A 24,181-nucleotide genomic window follows, 5' to 3' on the forward strand; every position below is an offset into this window, starting at 1 on the left:
ATGAATGTGGTTTAAATAGTGATAATAAATAAAGCTATTTGATCATTGGCCTTTCTTTATACGCTATAGTTCATCTGTCGTTCTTCTCCAGGCATATGTTGCTAAACAAGCTTTGTTGATCCCGGGATCCCCGGCATACTTAATAACCTGCATTCTGCACCAGGTTATCCGTTTTATTCAATTCACCCTGTGGAAACGGGTAATAATAATTTTTAACGGTAAAAATCCTTGATTCAACCTGGAACCTGTTATAAGTGTAGCTAAACGCAGGAGCAATACCAGACCGCGTAATCTGTATTCCCGTCACAGGCTTATTAAAAAACAGCTCTCCTTCTTTCCACCTCCTGACATCAAAAAACCGGTGCCCTTCAAAGCAAAGCTCCACCCGCCTTTCATTGTGAATCTTTTCGCGCATTTGCTCCTTAGAAAGTCCCGCGGGCAAAGCAGGCATGCCAGCCCTGCTCCTTATCGCGTTTACAGCGGTATAAACTTCTGCATCGGGAACCGGAAGTGTTTCATTCAGTGCTTCTGCGTAGTTCAACAACACTTCTGCATACCGAAATAGTACCCAGGGCCTTCTTTGGTTGGAAGCGGTTTTTCCTGATTCCCACGCGGCACTTTCAGATAAAAATTTACGCAGGTAATACCCCGTCTTCGTCGAATTTTGATTTTGAGGGTTATTGTCTTTGCCACCAGTAAAGATGTCAACATCTAAAGTTTTAAATTTTGCCTTGTTAAAAATAATAAACATCGCGAGGCGGGGATCCCTGTTAATATAGGGGTTGGTGTCCAGGTAACCGCTACCCGGATCATTAATCGGAGCACTGCTTAAAATGGGGCCTGAGGTAGCATTGCCTGCTCTCTTCACCGCTTCGAAAGCATCCACCATTTCCTGTGTGGGATTGGTACGGGCTTTACCTTCAAAACTTATGGGTGCATTATCTTTTTCTATCTGGTTCACATTATCCGCACTGGTGGCAAATATCACTTCTTTATTATATACGGTAGCGCTGACCGAAAAATTCCAAAGGTTTGGCAGCTGAGCCACCGTAATCAATGAGTGTTTGTTCAGATCCATCACAGCTTTGGCAGCCATGACGGCATCTCTCCATTTATTGACGTCGTTTTCAGGATTGTGCAAGGGACTGGCGGCATACAGTAACGTGCGGGCCTTAAGTGCCAGCGCAGCGGCTTTTGTGGCCCGGCCCTTGTCTCCAGCCCCCCAGTCGGTTACCGCGGCAGCGACGATATTGCTGGCCGCTGAATCACAATCCGACGTGATTTGCGCTACTACCTCCTGAAATGAATTTTTAGGAACATCCAGGTTGTCTGTTGCCGCAAAGGAACGGTTGGCTATGATAATGGCGCCATACCTTTTCATTAATTCAAAATGATACATCGCCCTTAAAAAAAATGCTTCCCCCCTCAACCTGGGTATGTCTGTTGCCGGAGATATTGCACTGGTCGGGCTTTTCTCCAAAAAAAGATTGGTCCTGCGGATGTAGTTATACATGTTTCCATACTGATCATCAATTGTTCTTAAGGCACCCCATGTTCCATTATTGATAATATTTATCGCAGAACTCGGGTTGGAGTTTACCGCCTCGTCACTGGCTGCGGCGAGCAGGGCTCCATCTCCGTCTACGCTATAGGATCTGATCAAACCAGCATAACTTGCATTCAAAAACCCCCTGGTGTACAGATCTGACTCCCACACATCATTGTCCCTGATTGCACCATCCGTATAGTCAAAACTGAGATAATCTTTCTTGCAGGAAGACAACAGGACGGCAATAATAATTAACCACCTTAAACTATTCATGTTAATAATTTTAATATTGTTTTATCCGGGTATTTCTACAATTAAAATTTGGCGTTTAGCCCCACGGTCCATGTTTTAAGATAAGGATAGGCTTCGCCACGGCCTGAACCTGGTATTTCGGGGTCAACATTTACATCCAGGCTGTTTGAAGTAAAGAGATTGTAACCACCCACGAAAATCCTAAGCCCATTCATCCGGAGCGGCCCTGCTTTGGTTACAGGGAGATTTATCCCTGCCTCCACGGATTTCAGGCGTAAAAAATCACCTGAACGCAGCCAGAAGTCAGAATCCGCGGTGTTGTTACCGCGGTCTTCCAGGCCCAACCGGGGATATTTTGCCGTTGCAGCCGTTGCCGGTGTCCAGCGGTAAAAGCTTTCCTGGTTTAAATCGAAAGGCCCGCTATTGACATAACTCTCCACATCGATCGTACGCCCTTCAACGCCCTGGAACTGAACTGAGAAGTCCACCATACCGTATCTCAGATTGGCTCCGAATCCATAATAGGTATGGGGATTACTTGCCTTATTGATCCGTACCCGGTCGTCATTGTTAATGATCCCGTCAGGCTTCCCACCAGGCCCGCCAATATCACGGTACCTGATATCTCCCGGAACAATTTTACCCGCAAGGGTAGATTTCGCGGGACTGTTATCGATTTCAGCCTGGTCCTGGTAAAATCCGTCTGATAAAAACACCAGGTAGGCGCCCGGGAACCTACCCAAAGTCTGCTGATACTCAGGCAGGCCGTTCTGTCCGTTTTCAGCGATCACTTTACTGTCGGACAACAGGAGATTACCGTTGAGCGTTATGCTCAGTTTCCCGAAAGTTCTAGTGTAGAAGACGGAAGCATCAATGCCCTTGCTTTCCACAATACCGGCATTTACCATCCCGATATTTTGCCCTAAAATGCCTGGAATTACGTTTGCGGTCAATATATCCTCACGCCTGGTGTGATAGAAATCAGCAGTAATACTTAAAGCATTATTTAAAAACCTGGCGTCAAAGCCGGCATTTGCCATTTTTACTGTTTCCCAGGTAAGATCAGGGTTACCCAGGTTGCTTTCGGTGGTAGAATTGGTGGCTGCAAAAGAATTACCAAAAGGATATCCGCCACCGGTGGCATTCCGGTTGTAAAAACTTTCGAATGCAAACCTGGATCCGCCAATCTCATCGTTACCTACGGTACCGTAGGAAGCACGAACCTTAAAATAATTAAGAACACTGTTATTCTTCAAAAACGGTTCTTCGGACACCACCCAGCCAGCCGCTACAGCAGGGAAAAATCCATACCGCTTCTCGGGAGAAATATTTTCGGAACCCGAATACCCGCCAACAAGGCTTAAAAAATAACGTTGCTTAAATCCATACTCAACCCGCGCAGAGATCCCCTGGTTCCTGGAATCCAGCCTTTCAGGCTGTTTTTCCGCAAATCGCTGGCCCCTGACCGAAGCATTAATAGTATGGGCTCCAAAAATGCGGTCATAATCAAGTCCTATCCATAACTCATTCTGGAGATTATTGGCACTGTATCCTGCTGCCCTGTAGGTAGTAGGCGTTGAGGTCAGGTATGACTTTCCAAGTTGTGCATCATATACAGTATACTGCTGGGTTATACCTGAAGTATAGGTTCCTGAGCCATCGTATGAAAACAATACGTTTGCGGACAAGCCCGGAACCCAGAAATCCAGCTTTTGTTTTACATTCAGGGTAGCCAGCAGTACCCGTTGAAGATTGCTGATGTAGCCCCTTTGCTGTAAAAGCCCCCTTGGGTTGGAGGTATAATCAGCGGTACCGCCTAAAGAACCATCTTCATTTAAGATCGGGAAAGCATTTGGCGGTGTTTCATAAATGGCGCCCAATACATCGGAAAGACCACTGCCGGGAGACAGGCGGTTTTCCGTCCGCATGCCTGCGTTAAGCGCTATTGTCAAATATTTATTTACATCAAAATCCACATTGCCACGGAAATTGAATTTCTTATAACCAGCGTTTGAATTGAAACTTGGTGCTTTGGTCTGGTCGAGCAACCCGCCCTGGTTAAAGTAACTTAAGAGCGCGAAGTAACGGATAGAATTACTGCCGCCCCCTGCGGACAGCACATACCGCTGGACAATGGAGGATTTTTTAAGGTAGTCCCGTGAATAATTATTGTTTGGGTAACGAAAAGGATCCGCCCCGCTTTTATAGGCTTCCAGGTCTGCCGCGGAAAAGGGCGCAACGGCCGCACCGTCGTTCAGGGCTGCTTCATTATATAGCTGCGCATAATCGTAAGAATTAAGCGGGGTTTGTAAATTTGATGATGTTTGAACACCTATTTGCGTATCAAAATTGATATAGGACTTGGAAGCATTTCCTTTTTTAGTATTGATCAGCACAATGCCATTACCTCCCCTGAGACCATACCAGGCCAAAGAAGCAGCATCTTTTAATACAGTGATGCTCTCAATTTCCGCGATATCCATATCTCCGAATTCCCGCTGAACGCCATCTACGTAACCTTTAGCACTTTTATCGCCAAAGGAGTTCCTGCTGCGGATAAACATGCCTGTCCCATCGTCGCCGGGAGCTGTATTTGATTGTGGCAGGTAAAGCCCTGAAACACGCCCGGAAAAAAGATTCTTCACGTCACCAAGGGGTGCCTGCGGAACAGCGTCAGATTTAACCGTTGTAATGGCGGCAGACACCTGCCTTTTTTTACGGATGCCAAATGGGATATAAACATCATCATCGTCCCCGGCATCGATGCCCGCTTCCAGCAACGTCATCCGGATTACGTCAGTATTGCTTATCGTCAGCTGGCCTGACAGAAATCCGGGCATTTTAAAGATCAGAACGTCTCTCAGCCCCGCATTAATGCTGAATTCGCCCCTGGCGTTTGTGGTCGCAACAGCATTTCCCTCCTGCACCGAAACAGTTGCTCCTTGCAGGGGAACCTTCTTTTCATCCAGGACGATCCCCGTGAATGCGTGATCCTGCTTAACGCCAGACTGGGCATATGCCTCCTGAAAAAACAGGATACACAATAGCGGAAAAAACAACTTATATATGTTGGAATAATTCATATACGTGGATTAAATAATTAAAATGTGTGCGGAAAAATCAGGCTAGTTCCAGCCGGCATTTTGCTTTAAAATATTATTCGATTTATTGATCTCGCTCCTGGGAATCGGATAATAATACATGAAGTCCTCGAACGGCGCGCGCTGAAATGCCGCATCAACCGGAACGACGTTATAATTAAAGCCTGTAGGCGTTTTTTCCACATCCATGGCGGTCAGTGTCCGGGAAACCAGCTCTGGTCCTTTTTTCCATCTCAATATGTCCCACCATCTCAGTTCTTCGAACGCCAGTTCCACCCCTCTTTCATTGTGAATACGTTCCCGCATCTGATCCTTCGTTAACCCGGCAGGCAGGCCCGGCATCCCCACACGGGCCCTGATCTCATTTACATACTTATAAACATCACTTACCGGCCCCGCTGCTTCATTTAAAGCCTCGGCATAATTCAGTAAAACTTCCCCATAACGGAACATGATGTAATTGACCAGTGCGGTTGAAGTGCTTCCTTGTTTATACACCTCGGGCCACAATTTTTTGCAGTAGTAGCGGGTTTTGGTATAGATCGCCGTAGTTCCGTAATCCGGCACCTGACCAGCAGGTGGCGTCTCATTGATATACATCACTATTTTCCGGCCCTGCCAGTCCATATCGTTGTAAACGATATTTGAATAAAAACGCGGATCCCTGTTGTTATAAGGTTTTTGCGGATCATATCCTGATCCTGTTTCCCCGATGGGTGAACTGCTGATGATTGGATCAGTGGCTTCATTTCCGGCCCTTATTACCGCCTCGTAGAGGTCTACATGATTTTGTGTGGGATTAAGATTTCCCTGGGCACCACCCGATCCTTTGGACATGATAAAATCATTCATCATTCCTGCCAATGCCCGCGGCGGCCTTACCTTTATCATGATATATTCGGGCGAGGTATTCACATTTAACAGCGTGCTATAATCTGCATGTAACGCATATTTATTCATGTCGATAATATCCTTTGCCGCTGCGGCCGCTATATTCCATTTAGCTGCGTCTCCCCCCGGGTTGTGAAGCGGACTGGCGTCCAGCAGGAGTAAACGGGCTTTCAGGGCTTTCACTGCGCCAACTGTTACCCGGCCATAATTGCCGGCATCCCATTCATCAGCAGGAGAATAATTCGGAGAGCTTTCGGCAGCTAAAAGTGTTTCTGATTCCTGCAGATCACCCAGGATATAGGAAACCACCTCAGCATACGGGCTACGCGGAAGATCAGTATTATCCAGCGGGCCAAGGGCGGAAGGCACGATAACCGCATCTCCGAAACGCTTTACCAGCTCGAAGTAAAACATCCCTCTTAAAAACAGCATTTGCGCGCGGATCAATCCCGGGTTGTAGTCACTGGTCCAGGGAACTATGTCTAGTTTGGACAAGGTAGTATTGATGATCCTGATACCCTGGTACATCCTGGGATAAATAGTAGTTACATCGCTGCACGCCTGGAAATTGCCCGATCCCATTGCCAGTACCGAAGACACCGATCCGGTGGCCTCATCGCTGAACATACCGGTCGTGCCCTTGTAGGTGTCATTGAGCCTGCCATATTCATCGATCATAAAGTTATAGGCATTGTCCGCATATCTTGAAGCCAGCAAAGGATCAGCAAATACCTTTTCTTCAGGTAAAGCAGTGCCGAGGTCAAACTGCAAAAAATCTTTTTTGCAGGACGTTGAACATGCCACAATCAGCAGGGCGTATATTTTTATAAAATTTGCTTTCATTTTCTTTAGATTAGAATTGAACATTCATCCCAAACTGGTACACCCTGGAAAGGGGATAAATATTTGAGGAACCAAAATTTCCGGCTGCCGCCCTTTTGTTGGCATTCTCCGGATCCAGGCCTTTAAATTTTGTCCAGGTGTACAAATTCTGGCCGGTTAAAGAAAGTCTTATACTTTGCACCCTGAGCTTCCTGCTCAGAGGAGCAGGAACCTGGTAGGCAACTTCCATGTTTCTGAGCTTCACATAACTTGCATCATTCATCAGAAATGAGTTGAACTGGTAGCTTGAGTTACCGCCGCCGAGATCAGTTGGCTTTATCACCGGCCATGTTGCGGTATTATTGTCTGCGGGGGAACGCCATCTGCCCTGCATATATTCAAAATACTGCGGGCGCCCGGTTTCCAATGCGATCAGATTGGAGCTTACCTTAAAAGAACCCTGGAAAAGTGCAGAAATGGATAACCCCTTGTAGCTGATGTTTGGCTGAAAACCAACCACATCCTGGGGAATATCGGTATCGCCAATCGGCACCCTGTCCTGCCCGTCTATGTTTCCGTTCCCATCGGTATCCTGGTATTTTAAATCACCCGGTATCAGTTTGGTATTCAGCCTGTTGGTGGGGCTGGCATCAATATCTGCCTGGTCCTGGTAAAAACCAATAACCTTATATCCCCGGTACTGGCCCAGCCTTTCCCCGATTAAATTTTGCCATTCGGGTATGTTAACAGGCTGGTCAAGAATTACATATTCATTGTCCGTGTGTGTAAATTGCAGGTTAAATCCGTAATTGAATCCTTCATTTAAACTATTATAGCCGATCTCCAATTCAAATCCGCTTTTATAATTCTCTCCATAATTTACATTTGGAAGCGTTTGCCCGTAAATTGCCAGCGTAGAATTATTTCTTTGTGCGAGGATATCTGTTCTCTGCTCATCGTAAACGTCAAAAACCACTTTTAACCTGCTCTTAAATAAATTGGATTCAAAACCTATGTTCCGCTGAAGCGCATTTTCCCAGGTTACGTCAGGATTGCCAAACAGGCTTTGATACACTACCGGGTTAATCGTCGCACCGGTTCCATTGCCAAAATTCACCCTGGCATTCGGACTGGATAATCCTCCACGGGTATCATAACCACCTCCCCCGTTGGTGAAATCGCTCAGGTATAAAAACCGCGCGCCACCCGCAGATGGATTGGAATAGCCGGTTTTCCCATAGGAGCCCCTGATCTTTAAGAAATCAATCCATTTGATATTTTTCATAAAGGATTCTTGCGACAGGTTATAACCCGCGGAAATTGCCGGGAAAAAGCCATACCGTTTCCCCTGAGCAAAATTCTCGGAACCATTATAAGCTCCGTTAAACTCAACAAAATACCGGTTGTTAAAATTATATGTGGCGCGAAGTACGATCCCCTGGTAGCCAAAAGGCGCCTCAGCCAGGCCATTGTTAACCCCTTGCAGCTCCCTTTGTGCCAGCGTAACCGCAGATATATTGTGCTTTTTAAATGAGCGGTTGTAGTTGAACCCAAGCTGGATATTGGATTTGTTATACCCGGACCTATAAGTGGTCACTCCGGCCAATGGGTCATTGTATCTGCCTTTTACCAGGTCAACTTCCCTGTTATCCCGGTTGATCTCATACCTGGCGAAAGAATTGACACCCTGCCCTCTTACCCCTGTAATAAAAGCATCCAGGCCCAATGTGGCTTTAAACGTTAAGCCTTCCGTCACAAAGTCCAATTTCTGATCCAGCGTAAAAACGCTTTCGATGGCGTTATTTATCCGGTCAAAATAGCCATTCCTGGTAAGAAGCGCGTAGGGATTAAAGGTATTCACCCCTGTAAGATCCTGGTTGTCGATCATATTGTATATGTCATCCAGGCGGCGTTCTTCCTCATTTCCCCGCCTGGCGTATTCAGGGAAGAACGGGATAGCGTAGGATGGAAGCGCCAGTATCCTGCTGATCAGGCTGGTTGCTCCGTCTGTAGCGCTGCCGGAACTATTGCCACGGGGGCCGTACATGTCTTCCAGGCGGCCTCCGAGCTTAAGGCTTAGTACGGTCGTTTTGCTGATATTGAAATCCAGATTGGAACGGAAGTTATAACGGGTAAAAGAATTGGTGGTACGGTACCCGTTGATGCGCTGGAAATCTTTGTACATCCCGTCTTCGAACATATAACCAAATGAAACAAAATACCTGGCAACTTTTGTTCCGCCGCTGAAATTTAGGTTATGCTGCGTTCTCATCCAGTTTTTCCTGGTCAGCGTTTCGTACCAATTTACGTCCGGGTACAAAAGCGGGTCAGAACGATCTTTGAATTTCAGCAATTCTTCATCTGAAAATCTTCTGACTGCGCCAACGTTATCCTGTGCTTCAGAAAAAAGTGACGCAGCATCGTAGGCATTCAACGCGCGGGGTATACCTGTAAAACTAAGCAGGCCAGCACTTCCCGAATAGGATACCCGGGTCTTGCCTGGTTTCCCTGTTTTTGTGGTCACCACGATAACCCCGTTACCAGCTTTTATTCCATACAATGCCGTAGCTGAGGCGTCTTTCAATACGCTGATGGATTCAATCTCGTTGGGATCGATATCCCCGAATTCCTGGCGTTCTACGCCGTCAACGACAATTAAAGCGGCGGAGTTAAATGAAGAGCGCCCCCTGATAAAAATATCTGCCGGATCATCACCTGGCACGCCGCTGGGTTGACGTGTGATCACCCCGGCTACTTTCCCTATGAGTGAGTTCGTAAGGTTAGACACCGGGGATTTGAGAATTTCAGTACCGCTAATGGTGCCAACAGCCCCGGTTTGCTCCGTTCGTTTAGCTTTAATTCCAAAGCCAAGTACAACTACTGCATTGAGACTATTATTTACAGGCTCCAGTTTTACCAGCAACGGCTCAGTACCTGAAATAGTCACTTCTTTTGGTGAATACCCAATAAAGGTAAAAATAAAGGTAGCCCCGGATGTTGCCGGGAGAGAAAAAGATCCTGTGTTACTGGTAATGGTGCCCTGAGATGTACCTTTTATTTTTACGGTGACACCTGGAATTGGGAGTTGATCGTCCGCACCAACCACTTTCCCATTAATATTTCTTGTTTGTGCTATTGCCAGTGGAGGTAGCAGGCACACAGCAAAAGAAAAGAACAGTAATATTCTTATCATTTTTAGCTAGTTTTTTGGTTGATTAGGTATGAATTGTATCAGTATAGAATTGTATCAGAAAAACCATAAAATGGTTCAGCCAATGTAATACACTTACTAAAAATCCCTTAATAAAATCACGGTTAATTTTTGTGGGAGCCGTCCCATAATGGGGGACCGCTCCCACTTTGCAATAAGGAATAACATAAATTCCGAGAAATTTTCTTTCAGAAGATCGCCGGGAAAAGAATTTCTATCGTACACCGATGAGGAGGGATTTTATCGCCATTCGGGAAGACAACTGGAAGGTCAGTTTTATAGAGTTGTATCATGCAGGGAAAGTGGCTGGAGCTATGATTTAGAACCTCTACCCGCAATATTCAATGATGAATTCCGATTATTTCGAATTAGCTATTTCCACAAAATGGTTGATCAGGGATATAAGTTTTGATATTTCGTTTGGCTTTGTTATAAAACTATGAGCGCCTAACTGCATGCACCGCTGTTCTTCAGCCAGATCATACGATGTAGTATATACGATAACTGGAATTCCCTGAAAACGTTTATCACATTTCAACGTGGTTAAAACTTCGAAGCCACTCATCAGCGGCATGTTTAGATCCAGAATAATGAGGTCTGGCAAACAACCACCATTCTCAAAATCTTTTTTGAGTTTTGTTAACGCGTCGACCACATCACTTTCACAAGAAACGGCAATTTCGCTCGAGTGGCCACTTATTGCCATCTGAAATATTTCGTGCTCCTCCGGATCATCATCAATATATAAAAAGTGGCAGCGTGACATTATGAGATTTTTTAATATCAATGTCTTATACAGCACAAAAATAATATATTTCTCCCGATTGCATTGTGATGAGTAGTGAAATTGACCCATTGCTTGCCCGTGAAAAACCAGAGAATAAAGAAAAGGAGGTGGATACAGAAAGTACAAGTTGCTATTCCACAGTCACTTTCTTCAAAAAAGGTCCAAATAGTGACGAACCTGTCCTAAAACTACGAAGCCTGCCTCATGAAAGCCGGCCTCGTAAGGAATACCCATCTAATCCTGCCGCCTGGTTAAACCCAGGAACAATATTATTGATAAAACAACAAGAAATGATAATCTTACCAGGCTTAATGTTTCCCATAACCCAGCTCTTTTCGTTAGCGAAATATCCGCATTTTCCGACATTGCACTGCCTGTGATAGCAACCAATTCAGGCACAAAGAATGCAAATGTGACCGCCAATATCAACAAATAACCAATGGATGTGATCAGCAGGTGTGACCGGCTGCCGGTTTTCCAAAAAAGAATAATGGAAACAGCCAGCAATGCCAAAGTTACCGGATGGATAGCTATCCAGAATGGAGTTGGATTTAATCCGTATTCCCCCTGGAACATGCTGAGGGAAAGAGGCGGAGCCGCACTCCACCTGGGCACCACGGCAATATGTTCATAAATGGCGGCGCCGATAACAACTGAAAAAGAAAGACAGGTAAATGCGTATACAATACTCTTGATGTTCATGGTAAAAAGTGTTTCTATTTTTGATTATAAAATGGATCGAATTCCCGATAGTAGCTGCTATATCCCAAAAGTCTTGACATTGGGACAACGACCCAGCCCATTGTTTTCTGCATAAAAACCGGCGGGCCATCCGCCAGGTAAGAATCGAAGCCGTTAGTTTGGAATAAAGGCATTTGCAGTATGGCTTGGGAAGACCGTTCAAATCCGGGCTGCCTGTCCATTGCCCCATACACCTGGACAAGGCAGAATGCAAATTTTTCCGGGAATGCGATCGGGCCTTTTGTTCGAATGGTATCGGCAGTTTCATTGTATGGTTTATGAGGTGTGCCCCTGGGGATACGCAGCACCTCCCCGGCATGGAGTTTTTTTATTTCACCGTTAACCCATACCGTCAATTCCCCGCTTTCAATCTCAAACACTTCGTCGAAACCCATATGGATATGACTGGGAGGCCCGGCGGCAAATGGTTCTATTTCCAAAGTGCAGTGGACATACCCACTTTCCTGTTTTAATACGGTTTGACGGAAGCCTTCCGTTTTACTATACAATTCTTGTCCCGGTTTAAACCAGGTGGACACTGCCGGCTTTTTTTCGGGGAAAACAACCCTGTGAAGCAAATTGCCTATCACCAGGTAAGAAGTAATAAAAATGAGCGCCAGCATTACTATCCTTTTAAAAATTATTGATCTCATAAATTGTTTATTTATTACCGGGCTAATGCGCCCTTTTCTTCTATGCTTTCCTTATAACCGCCGTGAAGGCTCATGGTATTGCTTACTTCAATACCGGCCAGATTGCCACCGATCTTTATATTAGGGCCAAAGGGAATAGGCGTACCGGTAATGCCTAGCTCAGCGGTGTTCTTCACACCAAAGTCAGCAAACTGCTTTTTACCGTCGAAGGTGATGTACAGCTGGCTTTTAAATTCTGCCTTTAATCCCAAAAATTCAGCCTTCGCCGCCGGCCCAAATAGTATGGTAGAATTCCCGGTTTTGAATTCATGTTCAAAACCGCCCATAACCGAGCCGCCTACCTCGATCACATATTTGTTACAATCAGCTTTTACTACCAGGCCATTAAATTTAACTTCCGCATTCAGCCAGGGCGGGCAGCTCAACTGCCAGTGCTGGTCACTCTCAATCAGGCTGTCCAGCTCCGCCGTGTTGTAGGGCTCAAAGCATTTTGGAAGCAAGGTGTGCACCTCCCAAACCGGGAATGAAACAAAGGCCACCGATAAAAAATTGAAGTACCCCGTAACGGCATGATAAACCAAGGCTTTATTAGCGGGGCTGGGGTCCAATTGTACAATCTCCACCAACTGGTTGATATAGGCCTTCCATCTTCCCTCGCCCTTGCGAATAATTGGCTGCACATAAGAGGCAATTTCATACACCATTTTGTCGGCCACGGGCTCCATTAATTCCCGGCAGCATTTTATAGCATAGGCTTCCTGGGCATCTATCCCTTTGCTGGCGGCCTCCTCCGGGCACTTCAGCTTAATGAGCATATCGGATCCCTGGCTAAGGATCTCCAGAATATGATCACGATCGCTTTGGCTGAAGGCGGACAAATATTCGGGCGTGAACTCTTCCTGCAATTCCTCCAGCATGGCCGTTACCAGTTCGCTGTACAACCCCGGGTGCCGGTTACCTGCCTCCGCCGTGTGGACAACAGAGATCCGGACAGCATGATCCCTCCAGGCCATTTCTTCCGCCTGTATGCTGGCCCCATATGTATTATAAAACTGCCGGTCAGCCATAATCTGCCTGGCCGAATTTGGCAGTGGGGGAAAGGAAAACTTCCCCATCGTGATCTCTTCAAAATGATCTTTCTGCGGCTGCCCGTTGCGGCGCTGTTTTCGTTGCATTATAGCGCGCAGGTTAAATTTTTTTCCCATCCGGTAGGCCATGGCCAATGTGTTGCTGCGAACGGCCACGCTCATCTCGCGTTCAAAACAGGTCATGGCCGCATCGTATTCTTTTTTGAAATAATGCAGCATGCCCATGCTGTGATTGGCCTCGATGTTTAAAGAATCCACCGAAAGACATTGATTGAAATATGCCGCTGCTTTCAACGCATCACCCAGTCTCATAAAACTTTGCCCTATATTATTAAGCACAGTACTGCTTGCAGGCAATTTTTGCAGGCAGTACTGCAGGACCGGGATAGCCGTTTCCGGCGCGCCCTGCAGATTCAGCATAGCGCCCAGGTTGTTCAGCAGCAATAACGATTCAGGCGAACGGGCCGTCGCTTCCATCATCATCAATACAGCACCTTTGGGATCGGCAGTATAAAATTCCATGATAGCATTATCGTTGATGGTTTCCACCGGCAACGTGGCTGCAACCCGTTTAATTTCGTCCACCCGCGGGGCAGGGATCTCTTTTTGTATTTGCTGCGCCGATTTTTGCAATAAACTTACCAGCCCGGCCCGGTCAGGCGGTTGCGAAGGAAGCAATTGCAGCCGCCTAAAATCTTTAACAGGCGGCTGAAGCTCAACGCCTGGCAGCCCGGCCTGGTTGATAGAAATACTATTTTTCGCGGCAACATTCAACGCTTTTGCACCGGCCTCCTTTATCACTTTTTGCTTATATGCTTCCAACTCGGCCGGGGTCAAATTCTGGAGTTGCCCGTATCCGGGCATATTGACACCTGTAGCATTTTGTTGCGCAGCAACTGCAATTGTCATGGAAAAACTGAATAACAGGAATAAACTTCGCTTTAGCATAATGAAAAGGGGTTTAATGAATCCGGGTGCAAGTTAGGCTGTCACCTGCCTGCGGTCAATTACGCGTGCGATGAAACGTAGTAATTTGCGTACGAAACTGAAATGTGGCAAGCCGTGTCCGTAATCATAGTTCCCTTCTGGCCTTACCGGCTATAATACCAGGCCGCCGCTTCATTCATGATTACCTCCGTTTGATAACAACTACGCTTTCCTTTGTTTTCCCGCGCCCTCATCTTTGCATCAGAAAACAAATCGATATGAACAAAAAATTCTTCATGTTATTGCTGGCCGTTTGCCCGGTAATGGCTCAGGCACAGGGAAATGCCTGGCTGAATAAAATAAACAATAAGATCAAAACAAAGGCAACCGCCCGCGCCGACAAAAAAATCGACCATGCCATCGACAAGGGCCTGGATATAGCGGAAGGAAAAAACCTGCCGGAAGGAAAAACTGAGGCTGTGCAAAAAAAGCGGCAAGACACGGATGTTTTCGGCGCCAAAAAGTATGTAAAATATGACTTTGTTCCAGGCGAGCAGGTGGTCTATAGCAACGATTTTGCCGTCGACAATATGGGCGAACTGCCCACCGGCTGGAACAGTAACGGCACCGGCGCCGTAGTCGCCCTGGAAGCGCCGGGTGGCAACTGGGCGCAATTATACCAAAACACTGCCTACCTTACAGACAATAAAGTACCATTCACTGAGAACTTCACCGTTGAATTTGACCTCATCCTGCGCCGTACCAATCCTAACGCGGCTTTTCCGGAATTCGTCTGGGGAATATTATCCTCGGGAAATTTAGAAACAACCGACAATGAACTGCTGAAAAATTATGCGGCTACTTTTGCCACGGAAATGCATGTTCAGCCTTCCGGTAACAATCAATCACAGATCAATCTGCAAACGTTCCACAATGGCAAAAACTATTTTAGAACGGACATTTCCAGGCCAGGAGCCCTGCTGCAGCAGTATAACAAAGTGATACATATAGCCATGCAGGTGCAGAAGGAAAGGCTGCGCATCTGGTTCGATGAAGAAAAATTATATGACCTGCCCAAAGCCGTAACACCCGGTGCGAACATCAACCAGCTCTATTTCATCGTGAAAAGATATGGCGGCCCCGATCAGGAAGTGGGTTATGCCATTAGTCGCATAAAAATCGCAAAGGGTTTGCCGGACACCAGGCATAAGCTGATCGACGAAGGTAAATTTTCCACTACCGGGATATTGTTCGAGGTGAACTCATATGTTATACTGCCCGAAAGCATTGGTGTACTAAACGAGATCGCAGGGGTGCTTACAAAGCACCCTGAATTAAAAATAAGTATCATCGGTCATACCGATAGCGATGGCAATGACCTGGCCAACCTGGAACTGTCAAAGAAAAGGGCAGCTGAAGTAAAACAAGCCCTGGTAAATCATTTCAATATCGACGCTGTAAGGATCGGGAGCGACGGGGCCGGAGAATCGCAACCTACCAGCGACAACAATACCAAAGAGGGCAAAGCCAATAACCGGCGTGTTGAATTTATAAAACGCTGATGGCGCCAGCCCTGATAAATTCCTAACCTACGTACACTTTAAACCTAAAAATTCTAAAATATATCGATCATGAAACGACTTTCTAAAATCCTCATCGCTATCCTGACAGGAGGCACATTATCACTCTTTTTGGTTTCTTTCACCATTCACCAAAAAATATCCGATGATTTCCTGAAGCAGTTAGGGATCAGCAGGACCGATGCCAACAGTAAGATCACCGGCAGTCTGCTGGCGGGGAGCCTGGATAGTGAAGAACTAAAAAACATCAAAAACATTGCCTTGGGGAATAGGACTGCTATTGCAAAAGATCTGTTGGTATATACGAAGCAGCACCTGGGCAGCGCTGCCTTTATCAAAGAATATAATGCCCTACGGGAGAGAAAAAAACCCGTAAAGTCCCCGGTACAAACACCTGAAGAAATGCAGCAGGCTATTATCGGCAATGCAAAAAAGAGCATCGCCGACCTGGAAGACAAACTGAAACAGGCAGATGCGTCCACCAAACCCATGTACGAGAAAATAGTGGCAACGGTCCGCCAGCAGCTGCAGCAGGCCGAAGACCCCAATAACAAATCGGTGGCCGGTTACAGGAAAGGTTATCCGGGTATGGTAAAGGACAACGATCTTCGCCATCAGCAGAGAATTACCGAATGGGAAACGAAATATCCCGCCAATCATCAGCTTTTCGTAAAGCAGCGCCTGTTGCAGTTCCTGGATGAAACAAAGGATATTGATTTCAGTGCCGCACTTTTTGAAAAAAACGGTATAAAATACTTCACCAACCCCGACTATGAACGAAAAAGCTACCGCTGGAAGATGGCTTTCCGCGCCGGCGCCGCGGTGACGGGTACGGCAAGGGACTTTGTACAGGAGTGGATACAATCGCTGCCATAAGTACAAAAGGACATTTCATGCTGACATTTCTCCATTTCATGACAATATTGGCTGGATTGATACAGGGAAACATTCATAAAATCTGAATTTTCAGGTATTTTTGATCCAAATGCAGCCAGATTCCCGCAAAAAAACTGATATTTTGTTAATGGTAGCCTTGATGCCACCGACACTCATTGCGCTCAATTATTTTATGCTTGGTGGAGTTTACTTTTCAAGCTTTAAAAATTTTTGCATAGCATCGGCCGTTTCATTATCCGTCCTGTTGGGAGTATGGATAGCTCAAGGTATGCTGGCAAAGAAGATGCTGCAATTATTTCCCTCGCATCGCGATACGGTGAAAAGAGTGGCGATATTCTACAGCCTTAACCTGGCGATAGTGGCACTGACGGTAACGCTTATTTGCTGGATATTCGACCTGTTCAACATTCTGGGATTCCGGTTTACCGCGGAAGCCTGGACGAGATGCCTGATCGCAGGCGGCATCTGCACTATCGTAAACCAGGCCGTGTATGAAACAGAGATCTCCTTTGGCAGGATAAAGGCTTCCCAACTTGAGGCAGAGCAGTTAAAGAAAGCGCAATTGCAAACCCAGTTCGATTCACTGAAAGAGCAGGTGAATCCACACTTTTTATTCAATAGTTTAAATTCGCTGTTGTCTCTGATCGCTATCGATCCCAATAAGGCGGAAGAGTTTGTTGAGGAAATGAGCAGCGTATACCGTTACCTGTTACGAAGCAATGAAGAACAGCTCACCACCTTGCAAAAAGAACTGGAATTTATAGAGTCCTACAACCTTCTACTAAAAACCCGCTTTTCAAGTGGATTTCAGCCGGTGATCAGGGTAGAGGAGAAAATGAAAGAGTATTTGCTGCCGCCTATGACGCTGCAGCTGCTGGTAGAAAATGCCGTGAAGCACAATATCGTGGATCCTGATACACCACTCACGGTACAGATCTACACGCAGGATGAGAAACTGGTCGTCATCAATAACCTGCAAAAGAAAAACAAAGCCGTTGTTTCAAATAAAATAGGGTTGAGCAATATCATACAAAAATATAACCTGCTCAAGTGCGCGGGCGTAGAGATAAAAGAAACAGTCAATGAATTCAGCGTCGTATTACCTTTGATTAAGAACACGAAATAGTACTATGGAAATATTGATCATCGAAGACGAACAATTAGGCGCCGAAAAGCTGATGCGCCTGCTCACATCCATCGACTCATCCATCCAGGTAGTCGGCAATACCCGTAGTATTAAATCGTCGGTGGAGTGGCTGCTACAACACGAACATCCTGATATTATCCTTATGGATATTGAACTGACAGACGGGCAGAGTTTTGAAATATTCAACCATGTGACCATAAAAAGCATGGTCATATTCACGACTTCTTACGACGAATATGCTTTACAGGCATTTAAAGTGAACAGCGTTGATTACCTTTTAAAACCCATCAAAAGAGAGGAATTAAAAAATGCACTGGATAAGTTCCAGCAGTGGCAGCAAAAGTTCACTTCCACTTCGCTGAGCATCGAGCACCTAATTAATGAATTGAAACAACAACAATCTAAGATCTGGCGTTCGCGTTTTCTTGTAAAGCAGGGGCAAAAGCTGGTATCTGTTGAAACCTGTGATATTGCATATTTTTACGCTGATGGCAGGCTCAGTTATTTTATTACCCGGGACAAGCAGAAGCATGTACTGGACTATACCATCGAAGAACTGGAGCAAATGCTGGACCCTCAACAATTTTACCGTGCAAACCGTGCATTTCTGATACACATTAAGTCCGTCTTGCAGATACATAATTATTTCAATGGCAAATTAAAGCTGGAACTTAAGCCCGCTATTAATAAAGAGGTAATGATAAGCCGGGAAAAGGCGATGGAGTTCAAGGAGTGGATGGGAAAGTGAATGATAGCCACCTTACATCACTTAAAGAGATATGAAATTTTCTTTTTTTCTTCCTCTTCTTCTTTTATATGATCAGGTAGGATGCATTCCATAGGATTATGATTTTATTTTCCAGACAGCAGTGGTTTCGGGTTTCCGTTCGTCTGTGCCTTTCACCAGAATGGTATCGCCAGGCTGGATGTCACCGAAAATCTCGATCCCTTTATCAGTCGTCATACCCTGGCGAACGTCTACCCATTGAGCTTTTCCGTACTTTACCCGGATAATGAATTTCCGTTCCTGTGTGGTAACGATGGCGGTTGGTGGTACAATCAACGATAATCCTTCACGCGACATGCCGAGTTTCACGTAGGCGAAGGCACCCGCTTTAAGGGATTGGTCACGGTTGTCGGCGATGAACTCCCAGAGCTCCGTTCTGGTGGCGGGATCGATGGCGCCTGATTTACGCATTAGTTTTGCCGCGAATTGCCGTGTTGGGTAAGCATCCACGCGAAACGATATTTCCCTGATGTCTGGCATTGTGCTGACGTAAATTTCTGGTACAGCAGCGCGCAGGCGCAGTGTGGAATTGTTTTGAACGGTAAATAAAACCGTGCCTGGCCCCGTCATCGCGCCGGGATCGGCGAGCCTGGCAGTCACGATACCATCGAAAGGTGCGGTGATGTGCAGGTATCCGGAAACGGCCTTGTAGGATTGCGCCTGTTTGGCGGCGGCAAGGAACGTCGCGCTGTCGGCTAGCATCTGCTGGCGCTGACGTTCGAGATCGGCAGGAGCAACAATGCCGGGTGTTTTTGCCTGGGAAGCCCGATAAAGTCTCTCGTAGTGGTCCTTGCTCGAATTCCATTTGGCTTTTTCGGATTGAATGGCGGCTTCGGATTCGGCGAGCCGGCTGTTGACTTCCGGTGCTTCGATCACGGCGAGCGTCTGGCCTTTCCGGATGTGGTCGCCCATTTCCACGTTCACTGTTTTTACGAAGCCTTGTACTTTACTATATAAATCTGCCTGTTCGAATGGTTTGAGTTCTGCAGGCAATTCGACCGTTTTGCGGGCGGTCTCTGTTTTTAGCAAAAAGACAAGCACCGTGTCTTGAGCGGGCTTTGATTGCCCGGCCGGTTTCTTTTCCCCGCCGCAGGCAGCCAGCAGGATAATGGTGATAATACTCCAAATATGTCGCATGTTATTGATTGTCATAAGTTGAACTGTTTACGTCTTCGGGATCAAGTGAAACGGATGTATAAGCTTTTCTGCCCGCCATGGATTGATATACATGCGGCAGGAAAAAGAGTACGGAAATAGCGGAAAATGCGAGCCCGCCGATCACAGCGACGCCCAGCGGGGCCGTCTGATCGCCGCCTTCACCTAACCCCAATGCCATCGGTATCATACCGGCGATCATGGCGAGGCTCGTCATGAGGATGGGCCGCAAGCGTGATTCAGCGGCATGCATATATCCACCGGGAAGGTGCTGCCGCCGCATTTGTTCTGCATTCGTCACATATAATACCGCATTGGCAATCGCCACGCCCACGGCCATGATGGTGCCCATGTATGATTGGATGTTCAGGGAATGGCCGGTGAGCAGCAGGAATACGAGCGAGCCCGCCACCACAGCCGGCACGATACAAAGCACGGCGAGAGCGGTGCGGAACGACTGGAAGTATACCGCCATGACGAGTAATATCACGATTACGGCGATAAGCAAACCGGAGGCAAGACTGTCGAGCGTTTCGTGAAGCAGCACCGGTTGCCCGCGCAGCTGGATTTTAGACCCGTTCGCTGGTTTGCCGATCCCGGCGATCACCTGGTTCACTTTTTTGAATACGCCACCGAGATCTTCGCCATGTACGTTTGCGGTAATAGTGATATATCGTTGCTGGTTCAGGCGATCGTATTCCCCCGGTACCATCTGGCGCTTCCAGGCGGCTATTTCACCAAGATAATGGCTGCCGCCCGCTCCGCCGGAAACCGGGATGGCTTCCAGTTGCACCATGTTGTTCATGCGGTATTCGGGGTATTGCACCTGTATCTGGTAGGCGTTCCCACTGGCTTTATCTAGCCAGTAACTGGGTGAGGTGAAGCGGCTGGATGAAGTGGCGGCAGTTGTTGAACGAGCCACCTGGTCGCTGGTGATGCCCAGCTGCCCGGCTTTTACGCGGTCTACCTCCAGTTTGATAGCCGGGTAATCCATCGGCGTCGCTATCTGGAGATCACGGAGGGAAGTAATTTCCCGCAGGCGCTGTAGGAGTTCCTGAGCAGTTTTGCGGCCTTCGGTTAGGTTGCGGTTGATGACGGCAATCTCCACGGGATTCGTACTGCCGAGGTTTAGCACCTGCTCCACGATGTCACCGGGCTCGAATGAAATGCCTGCGCCCGGCATGGACTGTGCCGCAGCCGCGCGCAGTTTTTCCTTGTATTGAGTAATCGGAATAACGCTGCGCTTCAGTTTGATGCGGGTGACAGATTCGTGGGGGCCTCCTGTCCACAGGTGAATGTAATTTACGGGATAACTCGAAGGCTGGGTGCCGACAAATGCTGAGGTGATGTCTGTATTACCGGCACCAACAATGCTGTCAGACAAAGCAAGCAACTTGCGGGTGGCGTCTTCCGTCCGTTCAAAACGGGTGCCCACGGGCAACCGGAGCCGCACCTGTGCCTGGCCGCTGTCTGTTTCAGGAAACAGTTCCGTACCTGTTGCCATATACAGTATCCCCGCTGCCGCGATGGAAAACAGCATGTATGCAACCGAAAGAATGCCGCTTTTCCCATCCAGCCGGCGGCCGGCGGCGTTGTAACGCGTTTTCCAACCTTCCAGCCAGGCAATTTCCTTGCCTGCCGCATGTTCGGGCAGCAGTTTGCTGGCCAGCACTGGCACAAATGTTTGCGACAGCAGGAAAGATGCAATCATGGCAAAACCGACGGCCAGCGAAAGTGGCAGAAACATGGCTTTGGGTACTCCCGTCATAAAAAGAGCCGGCACAAACACAGCCAGTATGCTCAGCAGGATGAGGAGCTTTGGCGCCGCAATTTCCCGGCACGCGTCCAGGATGGCGCGGGCTTTACCTTTGCCCAGTTCCGCATGCCGGTGAATATTCTCTACTGTTACCGTCGCCTCATCCACCAAAATTCCCACCGATAATGCCAGGCCGCCCAGCGTCATGATGTTGATGGTTTGGCCGGCGAGATACAACAGGGTGGCTGAGCTCAGCAACGCCAGCGGTATAGTGAGGATAACAATCAGGGCACTGCGGCGGTCACCAAGAAAGATCAGCACCATCAGGCCGGTGAGCAGGGCGCCGAGCCCGCCTTCGAACAGCAGGCTTTTGAGGGAGTTCACCACATAGCCCGATTGATCAAAGGCGTAGGTAACTTTTATATCGTCCGGGATAGCGGCCTGCATGTCCGGCAGCGCTGCTTTCACCCGCTGCACCACCTCCCAGGTGGAAGCATCCGCGCGTTTGGTAACTGGAATATAAACCGATCGTTTACCGTTGACGAGCGCGTAACTGGTCGTCACATCAGCCCCCATACTCACCTGCGCAACGTCTTTCACATACACGGCGGGGCCTGCACCGAGTTGAAGCGGCATGTTCTGCAAATCTTCCAGTGTTTCAATCATGCTGTTTTGCGGCGTGAGGTACGTGGTATCGCCCATCCGCAGATTCCCCGCCGGCGCGATGGTGTTAAAACGCGCCAACGACTGCACTACCTGGTCGGGCGACAGGTTATGCCCGCGGATCTTTTCCGGATCAACCGTGATGAGCACCGTTTTCTGGTTGCCGCCAAACGGCGGCGGTGCTGAAACACCTGGCAGGGTGGAGAACATGGGGCGCACCCGGAACAGCGCCAGGTCGGATATCTCGCTTAGGGAGCGGGCTTCGGAACTGAACACCAGCTGCCCCACCGGTACGCTGCCTGCATCGAAGCGGGTAATGAACGGCGGCACTGTGCCGGGCGGCATAAATGCGCGGGAGCGGTTCACGTAACCTACTACTTCCGCCATCGCCTGCGCCATGTCGGTCCCCTCGTTAAATTCCAGTTTGATGATGGCGGCGCCCTGGATGCTGCGCGATTCCACATATTTTACGCCGGTAATGTAAAGGAAGTGGTATTCGTAATAGGAAGTGACCAATCCTTCCATCTGTTCCGGTGATAGACCGCCGTAAGGCTGCGCTACGTATACAACCGGCAGGCCCAGTTTTGGAAAGATGTCCACTTTTGCATTCCGGATAGAAAGGAATGAAAAGAAACAGATGGCGATCACGGACACCAGGATGGTTACTGGATGCCGCAAAGCGGCGGTAATAAGTTTCATAAAATTATTTCAGCGTGTCTGTGAGTGTTTCAATGTTTCCTTGTGCAACGGAGATGTCCAGCAGCGAACGCCAGACCTGCAACGTGGCACCGGCCTGTGCAGCTTCCGCTCGAAGCAGGTCTAGCTGGCCCTGCATGAGACGGGTATAATCTACCAGCCCGCTTTCATAACTGATCCGCAGGCCCTCATAGGCAAAACGGGCGGCTTCCGTTTGGACAGAGGATTTACGGGCGATCTCACTGTTCTGCTCAAATGCCAGCTGCGCTTTTTCGAGTTGTGTGCGCAGGTTGAGCCTTGTTTGCTCCAGGCGCGCTTCCTCTGCCTTCAACAGCGAGCGGTATTGATTTTTGCGGATATTGGTACGTGTAAAACCTAATAAGGGAAAACTCAATTGAATCCCGGCGCCATAATTACGGTGCGAAAGCGACCAGCCGTCAGACTTTGTAACCGTACCATCAGCAGCTACCCCGGACCCGCGGGCATAAGCATTGGCCCATACGTCGAACCGGGGCCGCCATTCCCGTTGTACTTCCTTCAGCGACGCCTTGCGTACTTCCACCCGCGACACGGCGACCTGTAGCGCGGGATGCGCGGGATCAGTTTCCGCTCCGCCCGAAGTTCCCGGAAGCTCCCGTATGAATGCTGTATCTGATAGTACGATGTTTTGCGGTGTGGAAGAAAGGCCGGTAAGGCGGATCAACTCTGCCGTCTGATCAAAAAAGCGCCGGCGCAGTGTGAGAATGTCCATTTCCGCCTGGGCAAGCGCCGACTGGAATTGCATGGTATCTATTCCAGGCTTCAGCCCTTCGCGGGCAAGTACCAGCGCTTGTTCCAGCCCGGTTTTGGTCCGGTCGATATTGCCCTGGTAACTGCGGGTGAGTGAATAGAGATATGCGGCGTCGAGATAGGTAACAATGATGGCGTATTGTTCCCGGAAAAGCTCGTCGTTATATTCGCTGGCAGCCAGCCGATATTGACTGGCTGCTTTCTCCGCCGCTGCCTGCCGCTGACCGAAAGTCAGCGGTTCCCATTTCAGTAAAGCGGATAGCACCGTGCCCGGCACTGGGTCGAATGTGTTTCCAGTGGAAGGAGGTCCGCTGATGGGGAGAAATAGTCCTGGATATGTAAGACCGGTAATATTATTGTACGTAGCATATCCTGCCTGGTAGCCTGCGGTGAGCTCAGGAACAAGGGTATTTTTTATCAGGTCGCCGTACTTTGCGGCGGCATTTGTTTCCTCACGGAAAACTTTGAGCGCCGGAGCTTGCGCAGCTGCGGTGCTGAGGGCTTCCCGGAGGGATAAGGGTTGGTGCTGTGCTTTCAGCACGAGTGAAACCGCCAAAAGAATGCCCGTGGCGGATAAAACCTTAAAAAACTTCATGGTTTGTTTTTGATGCATGAATGGCAATACAGTAGCCATTCGCCGGGCACAAAAGTATGTTAAGCCGGTAGGGTTATATGGTATATTTGAAAAT

General features: G+C 48.0%; 15 protein-coding genes. 4 read left to right on the plus strand and 11 right to left on the minus strand.

The features are described from left to right. Positions 1-139: 139 nt before the first annotated feature. From EG028_RS01580 to EG028_RS01615, 8 genes are all read right to left on the minus strand, one after another. Complete coding sequence (locus EG028_RS01580) at positions 140-1,822, minus strand: RagB/SusD family nutrient uptake outer membrane protein (protein WP_120514283.1); 1,683 nt, start codon at positions 1,820-1,822, stop codon at positions 140-142. A gap of 41 nt (positions 1,823-1,863) precedes the next feature. Further along, a complete protein-coding gene (locus EG028_RS01585) occupies positions 1,864-4,884 on the minus strand; it encodes a SusC/RagA family TonB-linked outer membrane protein (protein ID WP_120514284.1) in 3,021 nt (1,006 codons plus the stop codon). Positions 4,885-4,926: 42 nt separating this feature from the next. After that, positions 4,927-6,636 carry a RagB/SusD family nutrient uptake outer membrane protein gene (locus tag EG028_RS01590; RefSeq protein WP_120514610.1) on the minus strand — a complete coding sequence of 570 codons (1,710 nt, stop codon included), beginning with the start codon at positions 6,634-6,636 and terminating at the stop codon, positions 4,927-4,929. A gap of 10 nt (positions 6,637-6,646) precedes the next feature. Next, positions 6,647-9,808, minus strand: a complete 3,162-nt coding sequence (locus tag EG028_RS01595; RefSeq protein ID WP_120514285.1) for a SusC/RagA family TonB-linked outer membrane protein — start codon at positions 9,806-9,808, stop codon at positions 6,647-6,649. Positions 9,809-10,184: 376 nt separating this feature from the next. Further along, positions 10,185-10,592, minus strand: a complete 408-nt coding sequence (locus EG028_RS01600) for a response regulator (protein ID WP_162946193.1) — start codon at positions 10,590-10,592, stop codon at positions 10,185-10,187. A 255-nt stretch (positions 10,593-10,847) separates the two neighbouring features. Next, entirely contained in the window at positions 10,848-11,315 is a 468-nt protein-coding gene (locus EG028_RS01605; RefSeq protein ID WP_120514287.1) for a hypothetical protein, read from the minus strand. Between the two features lie 14 nt (positions 11,316-11,329). Further along, a complete protein-coding gene (locus EG028_RS01610) occupies positions 11,330-12,007 on the minus strand; it encodes a cupin domain-containing protein (protein WP_120514288.1) in 678 nt (225 codons plus the stop codon). A 14-nt stretch (positions 12,008-12,021) separates the two neighbouring features. Further along, positions 12,022-14,043 carry a tetratricopeptide repeat protein gene (locus EG028_RS01615; protein WP_120514289.1) on the minus strand — a complete coding sequence of 674 codons (2,022 nt, stop codon included), beginning with the start codon at positions 14,041-14,043 and terminating at the stop codon, positions 12,022-12,024. 257 nt (positions 14,044-14,300) lie between these two features. Here EG028_RS01615 and EG028_RS01620 point away from each other — a divergent pair, with 257 nt between their 5' ends. The 4 genes from EG028_RS01620 to EG028_RS01635 all read left to right on the plus strand — a co-directional run bounded on the left by EG028_RS01620 (position 14,301) and on the right by EG028_RS01635 (position 18,394). Continuing rightward, positions 14,301-15,584: an OmpA family protein gene (locus tag EG028_RS01620; RefSeq protein ID WP_120514290.1), complete on the plus strand. Its 1,284-nt coding sequence runs from the start codon at positions 14,301-14,303 to the stop codon at positions 15,582-15,584. 69 nt (positions 15,585-15,653) lie between these two features. Further along, on the plus strand, positions 15,654-16,478 hold the full coding sequence (locus EG028_RS01625) for a hypothetical protein (protein WP_123864501.1): 825 nt from the start codon (positions 15,654-15,656) through the stop codon (positions 16,476-16,478). Positions 16,479-16,767: 289 nt separating this feature from the next. Next, complete coding sequence (locus tag EG028_RS01630; protein ID WP_162946195.1) at positions 16,768-17,625, plus strand: sensor histidine kinase; 858 nt, start codon at positions 16,768-16,770, stop codon at positions 17,623-17,625. 4 nt (positions 17,626-17,629) lie between these two features. Continuing rightward, positions 17,630-18,394: a LytR/AlgR family response regulator transcription factor gene (locus EG028_RS01635; RefSeq protein WP_120514293.1), complete on the plus strand. Its 765-nt coding sequence runs from the start codon at positions 17,630-17,632 to the stop codon at positions 18,392-18,394. Between the two features lie 96 nt (positions 18,395-18,490). On the opposite strand, the gene EG028_RS01640 is transcribed toward EG028_RS01635, so the two are convergent. The 3 genes from EG028_RS01640 to EG028_RS01650 are packed head-to-tail and all read right to left on the minus strand — an operon-like array spanning position 18,491 to position 24,087. Then, the gene (locus EG028_RS01640; RefSeq protein WP_120514294.1) at positions 18,491-19,585 is read right to left on the minus strand and encodes an efflux RND transporter periplasmic adaptor subunit; all 1,095 of its coding nucleotides are present in this window, start codon (positions 19,583-19,585) and stop codon (positions 18,491-18,493) included. Next, positions 19,572-22,706: an efflux RND transporter permease subunit gene (locus EG028_RS01645; RefSeq protein WP_162946196.1), complete on the minus strand. Its 3,135-nt coding sequence runs from the start codon at positions 22,704-22,706 to the stop codon at positions 19,572-19,574. The genes EG028_RS01640 and EG028_RS01645 overlap by 14 nt, the downstream gene beginning before the upstream one ends. A 4-nt stretch (positions 22,707-22,710) precedes the next feature. Next, on the minus strand, positions 22,711-24,087 hold the full coding sequence (locus EG028_RS01650) for a TolC family protein (RefSeq protein WP_162946197.1): 1,377 nt from the start codon (positions 24,085-24,087) through the stop codon (positions 22,711-22,713). Positions 24,088-24,181 lie beyond the last annotated feature (94 nt).

The sequence above is a fragment of the Chitinophaga barathri genome (genome assembly GCF_003807585.1).
In the GTDB taxonomy this organism is placed as follows: domain Bacteria; phylum Bacteroidota; class Bacteroidia; order Chitinophagales; family Chitinophagaceae; genus Chitinophaga; species Chitinophaga barathri.